Genomic DNA, 18,250 nt, shown 5'->3' on the forward strand with positions numbered 1-18,250 from the left:
CTGAAAACCCGCACAAAAGGAGACACCGATGATCCGCACAATTCTGATGGGATTGGCCCTGTTCACCCTGACCGCCTGCGAAACCGCAAAAGGCGCCGGAAAAGACATCGAAAAAGCCGGCGACGCAATTCAGAGCGCGGCGACCGACGTTCAGCAAAATCTGTAAACCGGATCAGAATGTAGCGAATATTGGGCAAGCACTCGCAACATGTAGTTGATGTGCGCAGCCATCCACTATAGAGTGCAGGCACAGGTGCATAGACGCGGCATTGCAATTCTGACACAACTTCGGGGTTCCTGTGTTTCCGCAGGAACCCCGTTCTCATTGTAATATTGAGAAAAGTGGCAGCTTGTTTGTTCGTCGCGTCAGACAAAAGGAAAAGGCGTCAGGTGCGCAGACGCGGTCTTTGCACGTACCCTTGCGGATACCCCTGACGCCTTGCCGGGCCGACACGTCCGAGGGGACGTCCCGGTCCAGTTGCTCTGGCCCCCGAAAGGGTCACAGCCGCCGCACAACACCCGAAGACGCTCCGCAGCACACATTGACCTTCTGAGAGTCTGGTCATCTGAACCGGGTCTGACACCCAAATCAGCTAACCATCCACCGGTAAGTCTTTGCGGTTCAACATAAATCCTAAGATCTGCCCTCACCGCTCTGACCCCCTAGGTCTTTGCGTCCCACCCTGGCTCCTAAGAACCGAAGCGGTAACGTGACTGTTACACCCGCGTCATAATCCGACAAGAAAATAGCACTGCAGCATGAAAATTAGACGGGGATAAAGTGTTGATATCCGCTGGGAAAGGAATGTGGATAACTCCAGAATCGCCGCAACGGCACAGGGTTGAGGATGGAAAACTCCTGCCCGTTGCACAGGGCCGGATTCCTGGCTTTTTCTGCGTGTGCAAAGGCCAGCGCGTGCGTCGGAAAGTGTAAATTACCAGTCTGGTTCAGCGGCAGACCGACGAATCTCTCGGATCGAGCACCCACAGATTCGCCAATGCCCCGCCCGACCGGGCTCCTTGTTTTCCCGATCGCGGGACAAGTGGGACGTGATCAAAGTACCGACGAACGGCACAATGGAACCAGGGCCGGGCGGCATCCGCGACACCGCACGGGACACCGCGCTGAAGGATCGCGAGGTTCGGATGACCCGTGCCGGGGGAACGCCGCAATCCGGCACGGGCTTGTCCGGACCCTGTCGCAGGCGGTTAGGGTGCCGCCCGACCCGTCTCCTCCCTGCGGAGACGTTGGTTCCGTTTTTGCGAAGCGCCCCGACCCGATCGGTACCAATTACGCGCTGCATCATAGCGCAGCCAGTACCCCCTACCGACCGACCGGGCCGGGGACGCTTCAGTTCACCTGCCGTTCCAGAACGGTGCTGTAGGTCGTTCCATTCCGCAGGCTACGGAAATCCGCATAGATCTTGCCGTCTTCGTACCGGGCGTCGATCAGCGCATTGGCACCGATCACCAGAGGGGCGGTTTCCACGATGCCGATCACGCCTGACCCATCCAGGCTGATGGTTCCTGTGGCTTCGTATTCGTTCCACTCGGTATCACCGTCCCGGCGCCACTTGCTGGGCCCCCAAAAGACGTTGTCTTCCTGAATCTGGACATCCAGCATCCATTCGGCCTGATTGAACCGGGGATCCCCGCCGCGGTGAAAATGGCTGGGCGACACTGTTGTGTAGGTTCCCAGCCAGGTGCCGCGCAGGTCTGGCGTGGTGTCGGCCAGCGCGGCCGTCCCAAGGGTGAGGGTCGTGGCCAGAGCGGCTGCTCCGGCAGTCATGTATCTGGTCATTGGCTCTCTCCTCCAAAATTTCGGGCCGTTGCTGGCCTGCTGAACAGATTGGAAGGCGGAGAGCCGGTTGCAACTTACCTAAGGGAAACTTCATGATTGCTTTAGAAGGACGTTACGCAGCGCCCGTTCAGGCCCAGGCCAGCGCGGTGCCGATCAGGACCAGACCGATGCCAAACGCTTCACGGTGCGAGAAGTTCTCGCCGAACAGAAAGAACGAGGCGACGGCGATCAGGATGACCTCGGCCCCCAGAATACCGGTGTAGATGATCCCCAATCGCTCCTCGCGCAGCGCGGCAAGCTCAAGCGTCGCCCCGGCCAGCAGGGTTGCGACGATCAAAAACCCCAGCCCGACGCCCGGAACCTTCCACCAGAACTTCATCGCGATCATGGCAACGGAATAGAGACCGGCCGATCCGAGGGCGATGATGGGGATCATGGACATCTGGGCCTCCTGCCGAGGGTTCCGTTAGGTCACCCTAGCAGGTCATTGCGGCAAAGGCTGTGAGGTGGATCACAATGGACTGCGCCGGCGCTTATCCCGTGATCTTGCGGGCCACCAGATAAGAGGCCGGGAAAGCCGCCACAAAGCCAACGGCCGCTGCGGCCAGGATCGGGGTCACCGACGTGTATCCCATCGACAAAACCGCGATCACAGCGGACCCGGCAAGGGTGGAGCCAAGGAAGATATGGACGATCAGCATCAGGGGAAACATGGGTGCCTCGTTTCAGGATTCGTTTGCCGCAGATCCTATGGCCTAGGGAGGCATCGGTCCTTGATCTGGGTCAGGATAGGCTCTGGTACGTGGCCGAGTTTCGTCAGTTGATCAGAAGAACTGAGGGTTGTGACCGACCCGAGGGGGTGAGGCCCGTCTCGGAAACGGTCCAGTGGACCGTTTCAGGGCCGAACGGGCGGAGCCCCGGGGCGCAAACGCGCCGCCCGTTTTGCCGGAGGCAAACCTTCGGTTTGACGGGGGCAGGTCATGCCGGAGGCATGCTTTCAGCATGACGTGGCCCGGCGGTGCCGCCGGGCGGGTAACAACGTCGCAACCAATTCGTTTCCGAAAGGAGCATTATCCTAATGGGCGGATACCATCTCAGACTTGAATTTAGAAGGCGACTCTCAAAGAGTACAAGATACTCGCAATAGAACAATAGATTGGCTTTTCAAACATAATGGCACTGATTAAATCCTTAGCCGAATATCTTAAGTGGGTTTCAACGTTAAGCTCCACCGACGGTGACCGGCGGCTCTTGTTTAGAGGGCATCGTGACAAGAAGTATCACGCGACACCGTCAGCATTCCGGACAACCCAAAGAACGGAAAGTGAAGGTGAGATGTTGAAACGCTTACTCGCGTCCCACCCGGCGGATTTTGATAAAGACGACACAACATTGGAAAGACTTGTCCGGGCTCAGCACTATGGACTGCCAACGAGGTTACTAGATGTAACTAGGAATCCACTGGTTGCGTTGTTCTTCGCATGCGAAACAAAAACCGACCCCATTAAGAGGGAAACGACAGGTGAAGTTATTGTTTTTTCTCCACTTCCGGCGAGACAAAAGTATTTCGACAGTGACACCATTAGCTGTCTATCAAATTTGAGTTTAATGTCACACGAACAAAGGGAGGATATCCATAAGCACGTTTTGAGGAGCCGCTCGAAGGCTTTCGAAGAGGCACCAGATGATGAAGAAGAATTCAGTAAAAAGTGGGTTAGCAACTTTAATCAAAATGAAAACGTTCAGCGTTTAGCCCAGTTGGTAGCTATTGAACGCCCCGGTTTCGTTTCTCGTATCGATCCGCGAGATGTGTCGAACATCTTTGCGGTAATACCTAGGAAGCTAAATGAAAGAATGGCAGCACAAGACGGGGAGTTTCTAGTTCATGGCCTTCGTCTTAACGCTGAAGAACATTTTTTTGTCGACGACGTTGAGGTACAAGAAGTCTATATTTCGGGCGTCTACAAGCAACGAATACTAAACGAGCTTCGCATTTTGACCATCAGCAAAGAAACAATGTTTCCAGAGATAGAGAAAACCGCCGAATATATCGCAAATTCGTCGGAATGACGGCTTAAAGTGAAGCTGTGTTCTTACGTCGAGCGCCCGTCAAAAAATTTCGACTCTACGCAGTATCAAACCCTTGGCCTATGACCCACCGTGTGGGCACGTAGTTGGCTACGCCAACCGCTTTCGCCCACCGTCACTTAATATGGACAGCCCTAGCTATCCATCTTCAACGCTGAAATAAACGCCTCCTGCGGGATATCGACCTTCCCGAACTGGCGCATCTTCTTCTTACCCGCCTTCTGCTTGTCCAGCAGTTTGCGTTTCCGCGTGGCGTCGCCGCCGTAGCATTTCGCCGTCACGTCCTTGCGCAGGGCCGAGAGGGTTTCGCGGGCGATGACCTTGCCTCCGATGGCGGCCTGGATCGGGATTTTGAACATGTGGCGCGGGATCAGATCCTTGAGCTTTTCGCACATCGCCCGGCCGCGCATCTCGGCCCGGTCGCGGTGAACCATGGTTGACAGCGCGTCCACGGGTTCGTCATTCACCAGCACCGACATCTTGACCAGATTGTCCTCGGTATAGCCGGTCATCTGGTAGTCGAACGAGGCATAACCCTTGGTCACCGATTTCAGGCGGTCGTAGAAATCGAAGACGACCTCGTTCAGCGGCAGATCATAGACGACCATGGCGCGGCTGCCCGCATAGGTCAGGTCCAGCTGGATGCCGCGGCGGTCCTGGCAGAGTTTCAGCACGTCGCCGAGGTATTCATCGGGCACCAGAATGGTCGCCTTGATGCGCGGCTCTTCGATATGGTCGACCTTCGAGGGATCGGGCATGTCGGCGGGGTTGTGCAGCTCGATCATCTCGCCGTCTTTCATGTAGACGTGATAGATCACCGAGGGCGCGGTGGTGATGAGCTCGATATCATATTCTCGTTCGATCCGGTCGCGGATGACCTCAAGGTGCAGAAGGCCCAGAAAGCCGCAGCGGAAGCCAAAGCCCAGCGCGGCCGAGGTTTCCATTTCGAACGAGAACGAGGCGTCGTTCAGGGCCAGCTTGTCGATCGCGTCGCGCAGGTCTTCGAATTCCGCCGAGTCCACTGGGAACAGACCACAGAACACCACCGGCTGCGCGGGTTTGAAGCCCGGCAGGGCGACCTCGGTGCCGTTACGGTCATTGGTGATTGTATCACCGACGCGGGTGTCGCGGACCTGTTTGATCGAAGCCGTCAGAAAGCCGATCTCACCGGGGCCAAGACTGTCGACCATCTCCATCTCGGGGCGGAAGACGCCAACGCGGTCGACATGGTGCAGGGTGTTGTTCGACATGAACTTGACCCGCATCCCCTTTTTCAGGGTGCCGTCCATGATGCGGACCAGAACGATGACGCCGAGATAGGCGTCGTACCACGAGTCGACCAGCATCGCCTTGAGTGGGGCGTCGAGGGTGCCTTGCGGGGCGGGCAGCAGGTTGACGATGGATTCCAGCGTTTGGTGGATGCCCTGCCCGGTTTTGGCGCTGACCTGGATAGCGTCGGTCGCGTCGATGCCGATCACATCCTCGATCTGTTCGGCCACGCGGTCACAGTCGGATGCGGGCAGGTCAATCTTGTTCAGCACCGGCACGATCTCATGATCGGCATCAATGGCTTGATACACATTGGCCAGCGTCTGCGCCTCGACGCCTTGGGTCGAGTCCACGACCAGCAGCGAGCCTTCAACCGCACGCATGGACCGGCTGACCTCATAGGCAAAGTCCACGTGGCCGGGGGTGTCGATCAGGTTCAGCACGTATGCCTCGCCATTGTCGGCGGTATAGTCGATGCGGACCGTGTTGGCCTTGATGGTGATGCCGCGTTCACGCTCGATATCCATGCTGTCGAGCAGCTGTTCCTTCATGTCGCGATCCTTGACCGTTCCGGTCTCTTGAATGAGCCGGTCAGCAAGGGTGGATTTGCCATGGTCGATATGCGCGACGATGGAGAAATTGCGGATATGAGCGAGGTCTGTCATAGCGACGGGATATGGTTCGAAAACGGGCGTTGGTCAAGGTGGGACGATACGGTCCGAAAGCCTTTGTTTGATGGGCGGGTCGGGCTGAATTGCAATCCAGGACCGTGGCATCCGAAAAGCTTGACTTTCAGCGTAACACGTTCTTCGTCGGATCGGGCGTCTCGCCAGGCACGCCCTGACCAAAAACCAGACTTACCGGGCGTTTTAGAGGGGTTTTCGCGCTGTTGTCGCAAGAGCGGCAATCATGGAAAACGAACTGGACGTTCGCATTTTCGCAGCGTTTTCAAAGCAAACGCCATCTCGGCAGGTCGTCTGCACGCAAAGTTGCGACAAATCCGGTGCCGAAGATCACATTTGTCACAACGTATGATTGATCCGCATCCCCGTTTGATTCATACTCCCGCGCAGACCGAGAGGGGCAGAAGACCCGTCCGGGCAGGCAAAAACGAGGTTCGAGCATGAAAAAGTTCCTACTTATGGCATTTTGCGCCACGTCGTTGACGGCGGTGGCCCCGGCACCGGCCGAGGCCGCGCAGATCAAGCGGGCGTGTCTGGCCTCTGACCGCGCAGCGGCGACACGGGCGCGGTGCAGTTGCATTCAGCGGGTGGCCAATCAGGCCCTGACGCGCGGCGACCAGAAGACGGTTGCCAAGTGGTTCAGCGATCCGCATCAGGCGCAGGAGCTGAAGATGTCACAGTCCGCGCGCGACGACGCGCTTTGGGATCGGTATCAGAACTTTGGCCAGATGGCGCAGGCGATCTGCAGCTAAGCCGCTCGCAATCCTTGACCTGACCCGCCCTGCGCCGCAGAAAGGCGCAGCGAAAGGTATATCTGATGGTTATCAAAGGGCTGACCCTGCGCGGGCTCGAAGTGTTCGAGGCACTGGCGCGGACGGGATCGGTGGCGCAGGCCGCCGAGATCACCGGACTCAGTCAGCCATCAGTGTCCCAGCAACTGCGCAATCTGGAAAACGCTCTGGGCACCGAGTTGGTGGATCACGGGCGGCGACCGATGCGGCTGACGCAGGCCGGGCGCAGTTTTCTGGCGCGTGCCGAGACGGTTCTGGCGGAACTCCAGATGGCCCAGAGCGAACTGACCGTGATGGATCTGGGGCATCTGACGACGCTGTCGATCGGGCTGATCGACGATTTCGACAATGACCTGACCCCGCGGCTGGCGACCCTGCTGGCCGACAGTCTGACGCGGTCGAAGTTCAAACTGATCACCTTGCCCAGCCTGGACCTGTTCGCAGATCTCGCAGCGCAGCGGCTGCACCTGGCCGTATCGGCCCATAGCGGTGAGGTACTGGAGGGCGTGGTCGAATACCCTTTGGTTCAGGATCCGTTCATTCTGGTCACACCCAAGGGCGCCGGGAACGCCATGCAAGACCTGCCCTTTCTGCGATATGCCCGAGAACAACTGATCAGCCGCCAGATCGAAGGTCATCTGGCACGGCAACAGATGGAGTTCGAAGAACGGTTCGAGATCGGTTCCCATCTGGCATTGATGGCGATGGTCGCACGGGGCCTGGGCTGGTCGATTACGACACCTCTTGGCTATATGCGGGCGGCGCGGTTCCACGACGCCCTGCAGGCACATCCCGCACCGTTCGGAGAGTTTTCGCGCACGATTTCCCTGTTCACCCGCACCGACTGGTCCGATCAGGTTCCGCGAGAGGTCGCCGGGATGATCCGCCGTCTTATGCGCAGCCAGATCGTCGATCCGGCGTTGGCGCAGCTGCCGTGGCTGCAGGACCGGCTGAAAGTGATCAGCTAGCCGCGCAGATGGGCATCAAGCCCCTCGACGGCGGCTTCGATCAGGTCAAGTGCGCCGTTGAAATCACGGGTGTAATATGGGTCTGGCACATGATCTGAACCGGTATGTGGCGCAAAGTCGGTCAACAGGCGTACCGGGGTATCGTTGCCGTTCGGCCGTAGATCCTCAATCCCGGCAATATTGTCCAGGTCCATGCCGATGATCAGATCGAACCGGTCGAAATCTTCGGCCACGAATTTTCGGGCGCGCAGATCACTCAGGTCGATATCGCGCTGCTGCGCGGCCTTTTGCATCGGGCCATAGGGCGGATCGCCGATATGCCAGCCCGAGGTTCCGGCGCTGTCGGTGATGTATTGCGGCGCGCGGGCCCGGAAAACGCCCTCGGCTGCAGGCGAGCGGCAGATATTGCCCAGACAGACAAACAGGATACGGTGGGTCATGGGTCAAGGTGTAACGCGCGGGGCGGAAATGGAAAAGATCGTCATTCTGACAGGGGCCGGAATTTCCGCCGAAAGTGGCCTGGGAACGTTTCGCGACGAAGGCGGCCTGTGGGCACAGCACCGGATCGAGGATGTCGCCACGCCCGAAGGCTTTGCGCGCAACCCTGCGCTGGTTCACGGATTTTATAATGCCCGCCGCGCTCAGGCGGCCAAGGCGCAGGCCAACCCAGCGCACGAAGCTCTGGCCCGACTGCAACAGGACTGGCCCGGAGAGGTCGTGATCGTCACGCAAAACGTCGACAGCCTGCACGAAGCCGGGGGCGCAACAGACGTGATTCACATGCACGGCACTTTGGCCGGGGCGCTCTGCGCAGCTTGCGGCCACCGCTGGCCTGCGCCACCGGAAATGGCAGTAGGTGAACCCTGCCCGGCCTGCCAGGCACCATCTGCACGTCCGGACGTCGTATGGTTCGGAGAGATGCCCTATCGGATGGATGAAATTTACGATCATCTGGCCGCGGCCTCGGTTTTTGCGGCCATCGGCACGTCGGGGCAGGTCTACCCCGCCGCAGCTTTCGTCCACGAAGCCATCATGGCGGGCGCCAGAGCGGTCGAATTGAACCTCGCCCCATCGGACGGGGCCTCAAGCTTTGACGAGGTCATTCTGGGTCCGGCCACAGAAACCGTACCGCGCTGGGTCAACGCGCTTTTGACCCGGGGCTGAGGGTAAAACCCGCAGACACCGGCCGTTTTTTTCGTTTATGGTGAAGGCGTAACAAGCCCGGAGACCGCAATGACTGACCCCCAATCCCCCCGCGAAGAAATCCTTGATGATGGCGCCCGGGACCAGCGCGACGCGCTGGGAGATCAATTGGCGAACCTGTGGTGGACGTTCCTGTTGCGCGGAATACTGGCCGGAGCGCTTGGGATTGCTGCGTTGTTCTGGCCGACCAACAGCATCGCGCTGCTGCTGCGCCTTGTAGGTCTGTTGCTGATCCTGGACGGCGGCCTGACCCTGCTGGGCTTTGGACGGCGCGGACTGATCGGAGGCGTCGGGGTCGGTGCGCTGCTGATCGGGCTGGTGCTGCTGATCTGGCCCGAAGGCGTGGCCCGCCTGACATTCTTTCTGCTCGGCGCCTGGGCGCTGATTGTCGGCATCGGTTCGTTGATGGCGTGGCGGCAGATGCCGGACCAGAACCCGGACGCGCCAACGGTGCGCAATTCGGGTCTCGTGGCGCTGTTGATCGGGCTGGTTCTGCTGTTCTGGCCCGGCAGCGGCATGGTGGCGCTGGGTTGGGCCATCGCATTCCTGGCCCTGGCCTTTGCCGCGGTCATGTTCTGGCTGACGGCCCGGTTCAAGCGGGCCCATGACCGCGTGGCCATGCGGGTGGTCAACCGCTGATCCGGTTCTCGTAACGGCAACAGGCCGGGCTCTGCCCGGCCTGACGCATGAATGACGGCCGTAAAACGGCCTGAAGACAGGCGTTGCCTCAGTTGGAATGCGATCCGTGCCCGCCCGTATCCTGACGTTCGAGGTCGACAGGGATTTCGACCTCAACCTCACCTGCGTTCTCGAAGATCAGGGTCACGGGAACCGTTGCGCCCTGTTCGAACGGCGCGGAAAGCCCCATGAACATCACGTGATCACCGCCGCGCTTCAGCATGTGGGTCTCTCCGGCGGGGATGACAAACCCCTCTTCGACATGAGTCATCTTGGCGACACCGTTTGCGTCGATCAGGTGAGTATGCAGTTCCACCCGCGCGGCGATATCGGATTCGACACCGACCAGCCGGTCGTCGGCCTCACCGGCATTCCGGATCATCATAAACGCCGCACCGGCTTTGGCCGACTTGCCCGAGGAACGGGCATAAGCATCGTCGATGGTGATCGTATCCTGCGCAAAGGCGGCGGTGGCCATGGTTGCGGCGGCCAGAGTTGCAAGCAGTTTGGATTTGAGGGACATGATGCCTCTCCTTCGTAAATATCTGAAAGGTTTCGAAAACGGGTCAGATCACGATCGGAGGGGCACGGGCCGGCCTGCGCGGAACCGGCAGGGCAATCAGATTTTCGGCAACACGCTCAGGCGCTGGCTGGACTATCTTCGGCGCAGCCGGAACGGATACGGCCGCCATGTCAACCGCTCCCAGCAGGGTCAGCGCGTAGTCAGGGCAGAAATGCGGAGCTTGGGTCGGCTGCCCATCACCATCCATATAGACGACCACCGGCCCCGAGCCGGTGCAAAGCACCATCTGCCCCACCGCATTGTCCACGCCGCGCGAGGCGGCAATCCCCTGCCCCGTCAAAAAGACGAGCAGAGAAAGCACCAAAGGCAGAATTCTGTTCAGAGCGGGTTTCATCCTGCGTCCGATATAGGCCGGACGCAAAGCGGGCTTCAAGCGCATTCAGGTGCGCCCGAAGCCCGCAGTCTTAAGTTTCGTGTCAGCTGTCCAGACCCGGACGTTTGACAGAACCTTTGGTCAGGCTGGTATGCAGCCTGTTCACCTGACGTTGCATTCGAATACATGTTCCAAATGATTTGCCGATAAAGGCCGTCAACAGGGAGAAAAAATCAAAGGATTTGAAAGACATAATACTCAACTCCACCAGATGAATATGCACAAACATAATGCAGGGTGGGCGCAGCGTATGTGAACAATTTCACCCAGATCGGAAATTTAATTCCAATTCGGGAACAACTGTGGATCAGGCAAAAGAAAAGGCCCCGCACCGCAAGGTACAGGGCCCGAAAATCCGCTGAAAAAAGGCTTAGGCCGAGGCTTGTGCCTTGGCGATTTCCTTTTTCACTTTCAGTGCGTTGGCGGACAGCTCATCGTCCTTGGCTTTGGCCAGGAACGCGTCCAGACCACCGCGGTGGTCCACCGAACGCAGCGCAGCCGCCGAGATGCGCAGCTTGACGCCACGACCCAGGGTTTCCGACTGCAGGGTGACGTCGTTCAGGTTGGGCAGGAAACGACGACGAGTTCTGTTTTTGGCGTGGCTGACATTGTTGCCAGTCATCGGGCCTTTTCCGGTCAGTTCGCAACGGCGCGACATGGTTTCTTCCTTTGTTTCTGGAGGCCGGGCAGATGCCCTCGGCCAAATCACAAGGGGCGCAACCCGAAGTCGCGCCCGAAAACTGGTTGGATGCGTGTAGTGGGAATCGCCGGAAGGGTCAAGTGCGTGGCGCGAAATCTTTGCGCACCGGTCAAATTCCTATACGCCTTCTGCTGAACGGCCTTGTAGCAGAGGTTTGTTGTTCTTTAAATGCCGGGCAACCAGTTGGGCCTGTTGCCGCCCTTTGGGGATGAAACGGGCCGGATCGACGACCGGGTGATTGTGGGCCAAATCGGGGAAAATCTCAAAAATCTCGCGCTGGGCCGCCGAGCTGAGGGATTTCAGCGCCTCCGGCCCGGTATACAGGCTTTCTGTCGGAGCCTGCTCGGCAAAGATCACCTGATGCTGATCAAACAGCAGGTGGAAATACTCGACCTCCTCCACCGTTTCATCGACGTAGATACCCGGCAGTTCGGTCAGTTTGACTGCGGGGATAAGAACCTCGGTCGCGCCGAACATCCGCTTGGCAATTCTCGACTGCACCAGCATCCGGTGCTGACGCGACACCAGCAGGTCGCGATGTGGCAGTCCCTCACCCAAAGCGCCTGCAAGGATACGCACCGGGCAGAGCCGCGGATTGGCCCGCAGCGCAGCGGTGTCAAACCTTCGCCGGCCGATCCAGCGGATCGCTTGAAGGCCATCCCCCAGCGTGTGGATCAGGTCACCGGGGCGCAGGGTCTGGATGGGAACCGAACCGTTCTGCGAGCGGATGCGTGTATCGCGGGTGAAACAGGGCACACCCGACCCGTTTTCAAAACTCTGATACGAGACCGTGATCCCCGACGGCAGCGTGAAACTGCCGCTGGACAGGGAATAACTGACGCCGTCCTGAACCGTGAAAGTGCCAAACGTATTGTCATTGATCACCGTACCGACCGGCAGGTTCAGCGTATCGGTGCCGCTGCCGCCGCGTACATCCCCCGAAACGCTGGTGCTGCTGAAATTCAGGGTGTCGTTGCTGTTGCCCAGCCGGATCGTGTTGACGGACGACCCGCTGACATTGACCGTGTCCGCCCCCGACCCGCCGGCGATGCGCCCGCCCACCGTACTGCTGGTGATCGTAATCGTGTCGCTGCCTGCGTTGCCGACAACCACGCCCGAAACGGTGCTGTTGATGATCTCGATATCGTCGGCACCGCCCTGTCCCCGGACGTTATCAATCGGCGACCCCTGCGGTGTTCCATTCAGGGTTCCGCTGTTGTTCGTGACATCAATGTCGTCGTTGCCGTTGGTCCCATTTATGTTGGGCATATCAGACGGTTCCCGAACGTTTCGCCAAGCGCCAGCCGTCCGACCATAACATCAAATCGCTGTCGGGTCAGCCCCGGCCACAACTTATAATTGCAGCCCGCCCTTCCGGGAGCCCTTTGTTCAGTCTGACACCAGAGTCGACAACATCCGCTCGGCCGCCGCCGAGGGGCTGATCTGACCGTCGCTTACCTGTGCGCCGAGCTGCTCCATTGCGGCGCGGGCCTGCGGGGTGGACAGCCGCGCCAGCAGGGCCGAGCGCACTTCCTGATCAAACCAATAGCGCGCCTGCGCCGCCCGGTTCGCGTCCCAGTGGCCGTTGTCGCGGCGCCACCGGGTCAGCGACTGCATCTCGTCCCACGCCTGTTCCAGCCCGTGTTCCTCAACCGCCGACACCGTCATCGCCCGGGGAAACCCTTCGGGGTCCTGCGGGCGCTTGCGCAACAGGCGAAGCGCCCCGGCATAATCGGCACAGGTGCGCGTGGCGGTGGCCTTCAGGTCCCCGTCCGCCTTGTTGACCAGGATCATGTCCGCCATTTCCATGATACCGCGCTTGACGCCCTGCAGCTCATCCCCGCCCGCAGGTGCAAGCAGCAAAAGAAACAGATCGGACATTTCCGACACCACCGTCTCGGACTGGCCCACGCCCACGGTTTCGATCAGCACCACGTCGAACCCCGCCGCTTCGCACAGGGCGATGGCCTCGCGGGTGCGGCGCGCGACCCCGCCCAGATGGCTTTGGCTGGGAGAAGGGCGGATAAAGGCGTTCTTGTCGCGGCTCAGGCGCTCCATCCGGGTTTTGTCGCCCAGAATCGATCCTCCGGACCGGGTCGAGCTGGGATCGACGGCCAGAACCGCCACACGCAACCCCTGCCCGGTCAGCATCATGCCAAAGCTTTCGATAAAGGTGGACTTACCCACACCCGGCGTGCCCGACATACCAATGCGCAGGGATTGCCGCCCGGACTCGGCCAGTTGGGCCAGCAACCCGGCCGCCTGTTCTCTGTGATCGGCACGGCCGCTTTCGACCAAAGTGATCGCACGGGCCAGCGCGCGCCGATCCCCTTTCAATATCCTGTCGCCCAGGCTGCCTGTTTCCATCTCGACCCCAATCATTTGCGGCACGACTACTTGCCGCCCGAAGGGGCGGTTTGTCCAGACCGATCCGCCGATCTTTCCAATGCTTGTTGCCGGGGATATGGGCCTGACCGCGAAACTGGACCTTCCCGGATAGTTGGCGGATAAAGCCCGCATGACGACGCGCCTGCCAATTGATGACGCCATTCCCGAATTGCTTGAGGCTCTGACAGCCTCGGGCCGCGCTGTTTTGCAGGCCCCGCCGGGTGCGGGGAAGACGACGCGGGTGCCTCTGGCCATGCTGGATGCAGGGCTGTGCAAAGGTAAAATCGTGATGCTGGAGCCGCGGCGTCTGGCCGCCCGCGCCGCTGCGGAACGCATGGCGCAAACATTAGGGCAGCGTGTAGGCGAAACCGTCGGCTATCGGGTGCGCGGTGAGGCCAAAACCTCCGGCGCAACGCGGATCGAGGTCGTGACCGAAGGTATCCTGACAAGGATGCTGCAATCTGATCCCGACCTGCCCGGAATCGGCGCAGTGATTTTCGACGAGTTTCACGAACGGTCTCTGAACGCCGATCTTGGGCTGGCACTATGTCTGGAAGTGACAGGTGCGCTGCGCGACGATCTGATCCTGCTGGCGATGTCCGCAACGCTGGATGCCGATCCGGTTGGGCGGTTGATGCAGGCCCCTCTGGTCACATCGCAAGGGCGCATCTACGCGGTCGAAACGCGCTGGCTCGATCGCCCGTTGGGGGCACAGGCGCGGCGGCTGGACGCGCTGGTCGATCTGGTTGTCAGGGCCGAACGGGACACGCGCGACATCGGCGGCGGTGTGCTGGTGTTTCTTCCGGGCGAAGGAGAAATCCGTCGGGCCGAGGCCGCGCTGGCCACCCGGTTGCCCGGCAATTGCGAATTGCGGCCTCTGTTCGGGGCGATGCCGTTTGCCGCCCAACGCGCGGCCATTGCACCGGCGGAAACCGGTCGCAAAGTGGTTCTGGCCACGTCGATCGCCGAAACCTCGCTGACCATCCCCGACATTCGCGTCGTGGTGGATATGGGTCAGGCGCGCCGGGCCCGGTTCGATCCGGGTTCGGGCATGTCCCGTCTGGTGACAGAACGGGTGACGCGCGCCGAAGCGACCCAGCGCGCCGGCCGTGCGGGTCGCGTGGCCGAGGGCGTATGCTATCGCCTGTGGTCCAAGGGTGAGGAAGGCGCTCTGGCTGCCTATCCCCCGGCCGAAATCGAAGCGGCAGACCTGACCGGTCTGGCATTGGAGCTGGCGTTGTGGGGCGCAGCGCCGGATGATCTGGCCTTCCTGACACCGCCGCCCGAGGGAACGCTGGCCGAGGCCCGCGCGTTGCTGAAAATGCTTGGCGCTCTGGATGGCAAAGGCAGGATCACAGATCACGGGCGGGCGCTGGCCGCCCTGCCCCTGCATCCGCGTCTTGGGCACATGCTGGAGCATGCCGGCGCGGGTGCCGCGCCCTTGGCCGCTTTGCTGGCCGAGCGCGATCCGCTGAAAGGGGCCCCAGCCGATCTGTTGCTGCGGCTTGAGGCGCTGCGCGACCCACGTGCGTTTCAGCGCAACCGGGTCTGGCAGGTGAATACGGGAACTTTGGACCGGATCCGGGCCGAGGCGAAACGGTTACGCCCGCAGCGCGGGACCGGCGAACTCGGCCCGGCAACAATGGCTGCGCTGGCCTATCCCGACCGGATCGGAAAACGCCGCAAGGGCGACGTCCCGCGCTATGTTCTGTCCGGCGGTAAAGGCGTGGTGCTGGACGGCGGCGACACGCTGGCAAACGCACCGTATCTGGTGGTCACGGACACCGATGGAAACCCACGCGAGGCGCGGGTGCGGATGGCCGTGCAGATTGCGAAACAGGAAATTCGTGATCTGTTCGCGGATCAGATCACCTGGGTCGACTTCTGCGAATGGTCGAAACGCGAGCGCCGCGTCGTGGCGCGCCAACAGGAAAGGTTCGGCGCGATCACTTTGGGCGACCGCATTTGGCGGGATGTGCCTGATGACGCCGTGGCACGGGCCATGCTGGACGGCGTGCGCGATCTGGGGGTGCGGCTGGACGGGGCCGCGGCCCGGCTGGCGGCACGGGTCGAGCTGGTCCGGGCCGAAGGCGCGGATTTGCCCGACTTTTCAACTGAAGGGCTAACCGAAACGCTGGAAGACTGGCTGCTGCCCATGCTCTCGGGCGTGCGCAACGCCGAAGACTGGAAACGGTTCGACCTTTTGCCTGCCCTGCGGACCCGACTGGATTGGGGACAGACGCAAGAGCTGGACCGCCGTGCGCCGGGATCGTTTATCACCCCGCTGGGACGGAAGGTGCCGATTGACTATGGCGGCGCGGTGCCGGAAATCTCGGTCCGGTTGCAGGAATTGTTCGGTGTGACCTACCACCCTGTGGTGGGCGGCGAGGCCCTGAAAATCACCCTGCTGTCCCCGGCCCAGCGCCCGATCCAGATAACCCGCGACCTGCCTGGATTCTGGGCCGGGTCTTATGCTGACGTGCGTAAAGACATGCGTGCGCAATACCCAAAACACCCCTGGCCCGAAGACCCGACACAGGCCGATCCGACACTGCGGGCAAAGCGGCGGAGTTGAGATTGGAACCGGACCCATTTTCCCGGGGATTTTACCGGAAACGTTGAATCTCATATGTTTGATTGGTATGAATTGGCGGTTTCAGGAAAGAATTGCGCGAAATCACTCAAACAATGTCCGCATGGCTGCGAAATATCTGGGAAGAGGTCGCCCGACCGTTTTTCCTGCGCCCGCGCCGGGTGCAGTTCGCGGCCCTGTGCGTGCGCGACTCCGGGGATGGAAAAGAGGTTTTGCTGATCACCAGCCGCGACACCGGACGCTGGGTGATCCCCAAGGGCTGGCCCATGGACGGCAAGGACGGTGCGGAAACGGCCCTGCAGGAAGCCTGGGAAGAGGCCGGCGTGCGGGCCGAACACCTGCATCGGAACTCGGTCGGGCACTTCACCTATGACAAGGTTCTGGATGACGGTTCGGCCCTGCCGGTTCGCACCAGCGTCTATCGCGTGGATGTCAGGGAACTGGCTGATGAATTCCCCGAGGCCGGTCAGCGTGAACGGCGCTGGTTCACTCCGGAAGACGCCGCCACGCAGGTTCAGGAACCGGAATTGAGCGCTTTGCTGCGCCAGATGTAACAATTTCGCAAAGATTTGATGACGGGGCGCTTGCCCGCGCCAAGGAAACCGGATAGCCGCACGCGTCAAATTAACGTCGCCCGATGTGAAACAATGTCTAACTCGAACATAAAATCCCGCTGGCAGGCTCTGGACAGCGACCTGCACCGCATTTCGCGTGTTGAAAACGCGAATGTCCACGTGGCGCGTCCGATGCTGGCACCCGGGATTGCGCTTGCGTTCATCGCGCTGGCCGGGTTGTCGGCGGCGGTATTTTTCGGGCGCGCGGATGGCGGTCTGATCGTCGTCGCAGCAGCAGCTTTCGGCGCCTATATGGCGATCAACATCGGTGCAAATGACGTTGCCAACAACATGGGCCCGGCGGTTGGGGCTAACGCGCTGACCATGGGCGGTGCGATCGTCATTGCCGCCATAGCCGAAAGCGCAGGGGCGCTGCTGGCCGGTGGTGATGTGGTCTCGACCATTTCCAAGGGGATCATCGACCCGGCTTCGGTCCAGAACAGCAACGTGTTCATCTGGGCGATGATGGCAGCGCTGATCTCATCTGCAATGTGGGTCAATCTGGCCACATGGGTCGGCGCACCGGTTTCAACCACGCATTCCGTCGTCGGGGGCGTGATGGGCGCGGGCATCGCCGCCGCGGGCCTCAGCGCTGTCAGCTGGGGCACGATGAGCGCTATTGCAGCCAGTTGGGTGATCTCGCCCGTGCTGGGCGGTGTAATCGCGGCCGGATTTCTGGCCCTGATCAAGGCAAAGATTCAATATCAGGAAGACAAGATCGCCGCCGCACAGCGCTGGGTTCCGATCCTTGTCGCGCTTATGGCGGGCGCATTTGCGACCTATCTGGCGGTCAAGGGCCTGAAGCGGATCGTCAAGGTCGATCTGGAAGTGGCCCTGCTGATCGGTCTGGCCTTTGGTCTTTTGGTCTGGTCGCTGACAGTGCCCTGGGTCCGTCGCAAGTCCGAAGGGTTGGAGAACCGCACGCGGTCGCTGAAGACGCTGTTCGGCTTGCCCCTGGTGATCTCGGCCACGTTCCTGAGTTTTGCCCATGGTGCAAATGACGTGGCCAATGCAGTCGGGCCGCTGGCGGCCATCGTTCACGCGGCAGAGTTCGGCGATTTCGCCTCGAAAGTGTCGATCCCAAGCTGGGTCATGGTGATCGGAGCGTTCGGGATCTCATTCGGTCTGTTCCTGTTCGGTCCCAAGCTGATCCGGATGGTGGGCAGCCAGATCACCAAACTGAACCCGATGCGCGCCTTCTGCGTGGCTTTGTCGGCGGCGATAACCGTGATTGTGGCCAGTTGGATGGGTCTGCCCGTCAGTTCGACCCATATCGCTGTGGGCGCAGTATTCGGGGTTGGGTTCTACCGCGAATGGCATTCGGATCGCCGATGGAAGCACTCGAACCGGCAGCGCCCGCCCGAGCGGCGGCTGGCCCGAGAAGAACATCAGAGGCGCAAACTGGTGCGCCGGTCCCATTTCATGACCATCGTGGCGGCCTGGGTCATTACGGTGCCTGCCGCTGCAACCATGTCCGCCGTGATTTTCTGGATGCTGACCGCCTTTCACTGAGCGCGC

Annotated in this window: 20 protein-coding genes; 9 read left to right on the forward strand and 11 right to left on the reverse strand. The window is 60.5% G+C overall.

What is annotated here, in order from left to right; all coding sequences use genetic code 11:
• The first annotated feature begins 28 nt into the window (after window positions 1-28).
• Complete coding sequence (locus ACR0D8_RS09905) at window positions 29-166, forward strand: entericidin A/B family lipoprotein (protein ID WP_475162337.1); 138 nt, start codon at window positions 29-31, stop codon at window positions 164-166.
• 1,185 nt (window positions 167-1,351) lie between these two features.
• On the opposite strand, the gene ACR0D8_RS09910 is transcribed toward ACR0D8_RS09905, so the two are convergent.
• The 3 genes from ACR0D8_RS09910 to ACR0D8_RS09920 form a co-directional block, all read right to left on the reverse strand.
• Window positions 1,352-1,801, reverse strand: coding sequence for a hypothetical protein (locus ACR0D8_RS09910; protein WP_475162340.1), 450 nt, complete (start codon window positions 1,799-1,801; stop codon window positions 1,352-1,354).
• Window positions 1,802-1,928: 127 nt separating this feature from the next.
• Entirely contained in the window at window positions 1,929-2,243 is a 315-nt protein-coding gene (locus tag ACR0D8_RS09915) for a hypothetical protein (RefSeq protein WP_475162344.1), read from the reverse strand.
• A 91-nt stretch (window positions 2,244-2,334) separates the two neighbouring features.
• On the reverse strand, window positions 2,335-2,514 hold the full coding sequence (locus ACR0D8_RS09920) for a CTP synthetase (RefSeq protein ID WP_480645965.1): 180 nt from the start codon (window positions 2,512-2,514) through the stop codon (window positions 2,335-2,337).
• A 460-nt stretch (window positions 2,515-2,974) separates the two neighbouring features.
• On the opposite strand from ACR0D8_RS09920, the gene ACR0D8_RS09925 reads away from it, so the two are divergent.
• On the forward strand, window positions 2,975-3,871 hold the full coding sequence (locus ACR0D8_RS09925; protein ID WP_480645967.1) for an FRG domain-containing protein: 897 nt from the start codon (window positions 2,975-2,977) through the stop codon (window positions 3,869-3,871).
• 152 nt (window positions 3,872-4,023) lie between these two features.
• Here ACR0D8_RS09925 and lepA read toward each other — a convergent pair whose 3' ends face one another.
• Entirely contained in the window at window positions 4,024-5,823 is a 1,800-nt protein-coding gene (gene lepA / locus ACR0D8_RS09930) for a translation elongation factor 4 (RefSeq protein WP_480645969.1), read from the reverse strand.
• A gap of 458 nt (window positions 5,824-6,281) precedes the next feature.
• On the opposite strand from lepA, the gene ACR0D8_RS09935 reads away from it, so the two are divergent.
• The gene (locus ACR0D8_RS09935) at window positions 6,282-6,593 is read left to right on the forward strand and encodes a hypothetical protein (protein WP_480645971.1); all 312 of its coding nucleotides are present in this window, start codon (window positions 6,282-6,284) and stop codon (window positions 6,591-6,593) included.
• Window positions 6,594-6,658: 65 nt separating this feature from the next.
• Entirely contained in the window at window positions 6,659-7,600 is a 942-nt protein-coding gene (locus ACR0D8_RS09940; RefSeq protein ID WP_480645973.1) for a LysR family transcriptional regulator, read from the forward strand.
• On the opposite strand, the gene ACR0D8_RS09945 is transcribed toward ACR0D8_RS09940, so the two are convergent.
• Window positions 7,597-8,040, reverse strand: a complete 444-nt coding sequence (locus ACR0D8_RS09945; protein ID WP_480645975.1) for a low molecular weight protein-tyrosine-phosphatase — start codon at window positions 8,038-8,040, stop codon at window positions 7,597-7,599. The two genes, ACR0D8_RS09940 and ACR0D8_RS09945, sit on opposite strands and share 4 nt — an antisense overlap.
• Before the next feature lie 28 nt (window positions 8,041-8,068).
• Here ACR0D8_RS09945 and ACR0D8_RS09950 point away from each other — a divergent pair, with 28 nt between their 5' ends.
• A complete protein-coding gene (locus ACR0D8_RS09950) occupies window positions 8,069-8,764 on the forward strand; it encodes an NAD-dependent deacylase (protein WP_480646408.1) in 696 nt (231 codons plus the stop codon).
• A gap of 69 nt (window positions 8,765-8,833) precedes the next feature.
• A complete protein-coding gene (locus ACR0D8_RS09955) occupies window positions 8,834-9,442 on the forward strand; it encodes an HdeD family acid-resistance protein (protein WP_480645977.1) in 609 nt (202 codons plus the stop codon).
• Window positions 9,443-9,530: 88 nt separating this feature from the next.
• On the opposite strand, the gene ACR0D8_RS09960 is transcribed toward ACR0D8_RS09955, so the two are convergent.
• The 6 genes from ACR0D8_RS09960 to meaB all read right to left on the reverse strand — a co-directional run bounded on the left by ACR0D8_RS09960 (window position 9,531) and on the right by meaB (window position 13,504).
• Entirely contained in the window at window positions 9,531-10,004 is a 474-nt protein-coding gene (locus tag ACR0D8_RS09960) for a copper chaperone PCu(A)C (RefSeq protein WP_480645978.1), read from the reverse strand.
• 43 nt (window positions 10,005-10,047) lie between these two features.
• Entirely contained in the window at window positions 10,048-10,443 is a 396-nt protein-coding gene (locus tag ACR0D8_RS09965) for a hypothetical protein (protein WP_480645980.1), read from the reverse strand.
• 37 nt (window positions 10,444-10,480) lie between these two features.
• Window positions 10,481-10,630: a hypothetical protein gene (locus ACR0D8_RS09970; protein WP_480645981.1), complete on the reverse strand. Its 150-nt coding sequence runs from the start codon at window positions 10,628-10,630 to the stop codon at window positions 10,481-10,483.
• Window positions 10,631-10,807: 177 nt separating this feature from the next.
• A complete protein-coding gene (gene rpmB / locus ACR0D8_RS09975) occupies window positions 10,808-11,095 on the reverse strand; it encodes a 50S ribosomal protein L28 (RefSeq protein ID WP_008756960.1) in 288 nt (95 codons plus the stop codon).
• A 159-nt stretch (window positions 11,096-11,254) separates the two neighbouring features.
• Complete coding sequence (locus tag ACR0D8_RS09980; protein ID WP_480645983.1) at window positions 11,255-12,406, reverse strand: Hint domain-containing protein; 1,152 nt, start codon at window positions 12,404-12,406, stop codon at window positions 11,255-11,257.
• Window positions 12,407-12,526: 120 nt separating this feature from the next.
• Entirely contained in the window at window positions 12,527-13,504 is a 978-nt protein-coding gene (gene meaB, locus ACR0D8_RS09985) for a methylmalonyl Co-A mutase-associated GTPase MeaB (protein ID WP_480645985.1), read from the reverse strand.
• 151 nt (window positions 13,505-13,655) lie between these two features.
• Here meaB and hrpB point away from each other — a divergent pair, with 151 nt between their 5' ends.
• The 3 genes from hrpB (at window position 13,656) to ACR0D8_RS10000 (ending at window position 18,244) form a co-directional block, all read left to right on the forward strand.
• Window positions 13,656-16,100: an ATP-dependent helicase HrpB gene (gene hrpB / locus ACR0D8_RS09990; RefSeq protein ID WP_480645987.1), complete on the forward strand. Its 2,445-nt coding sequence runs from the start codon at window positions 13,656-13,658 to the stop codon at window positions 16,098-16,100.
• A gap of 113 nt (window positions 16,101-16,213) precedes the next feature.
• Window positions 16,214-16,672 (forward strand): NUDIX hydrolase, encoded by a 459-nt coding sequence (locus ACR0D8_RS09995; RefSeq protein ID WP_480645988.1) that lies wholly within the window; start codon window positions 16,214-16,216, stop codon window positions 16,670-16,672.
• 93 nt (window positions 16,673-16,765) lie between these two features.
• Window positions 16,766-18,244, forward strand: a complete 1,479-nt coding sequence (locus tag ACR0D8_RS10000; protein WP_480645990.1) for an inorganic phosphate transporter — start codon at window positions 16,766-16,768, stop codon at window positions 18,242-18,244.
• The last annotated feature ends 6 nt before the right edge of the window (window positions 18,245-18,250 follow it).

It is taken from the genome of Ruegeria sp. BG10, assembly GCF_056538575.1.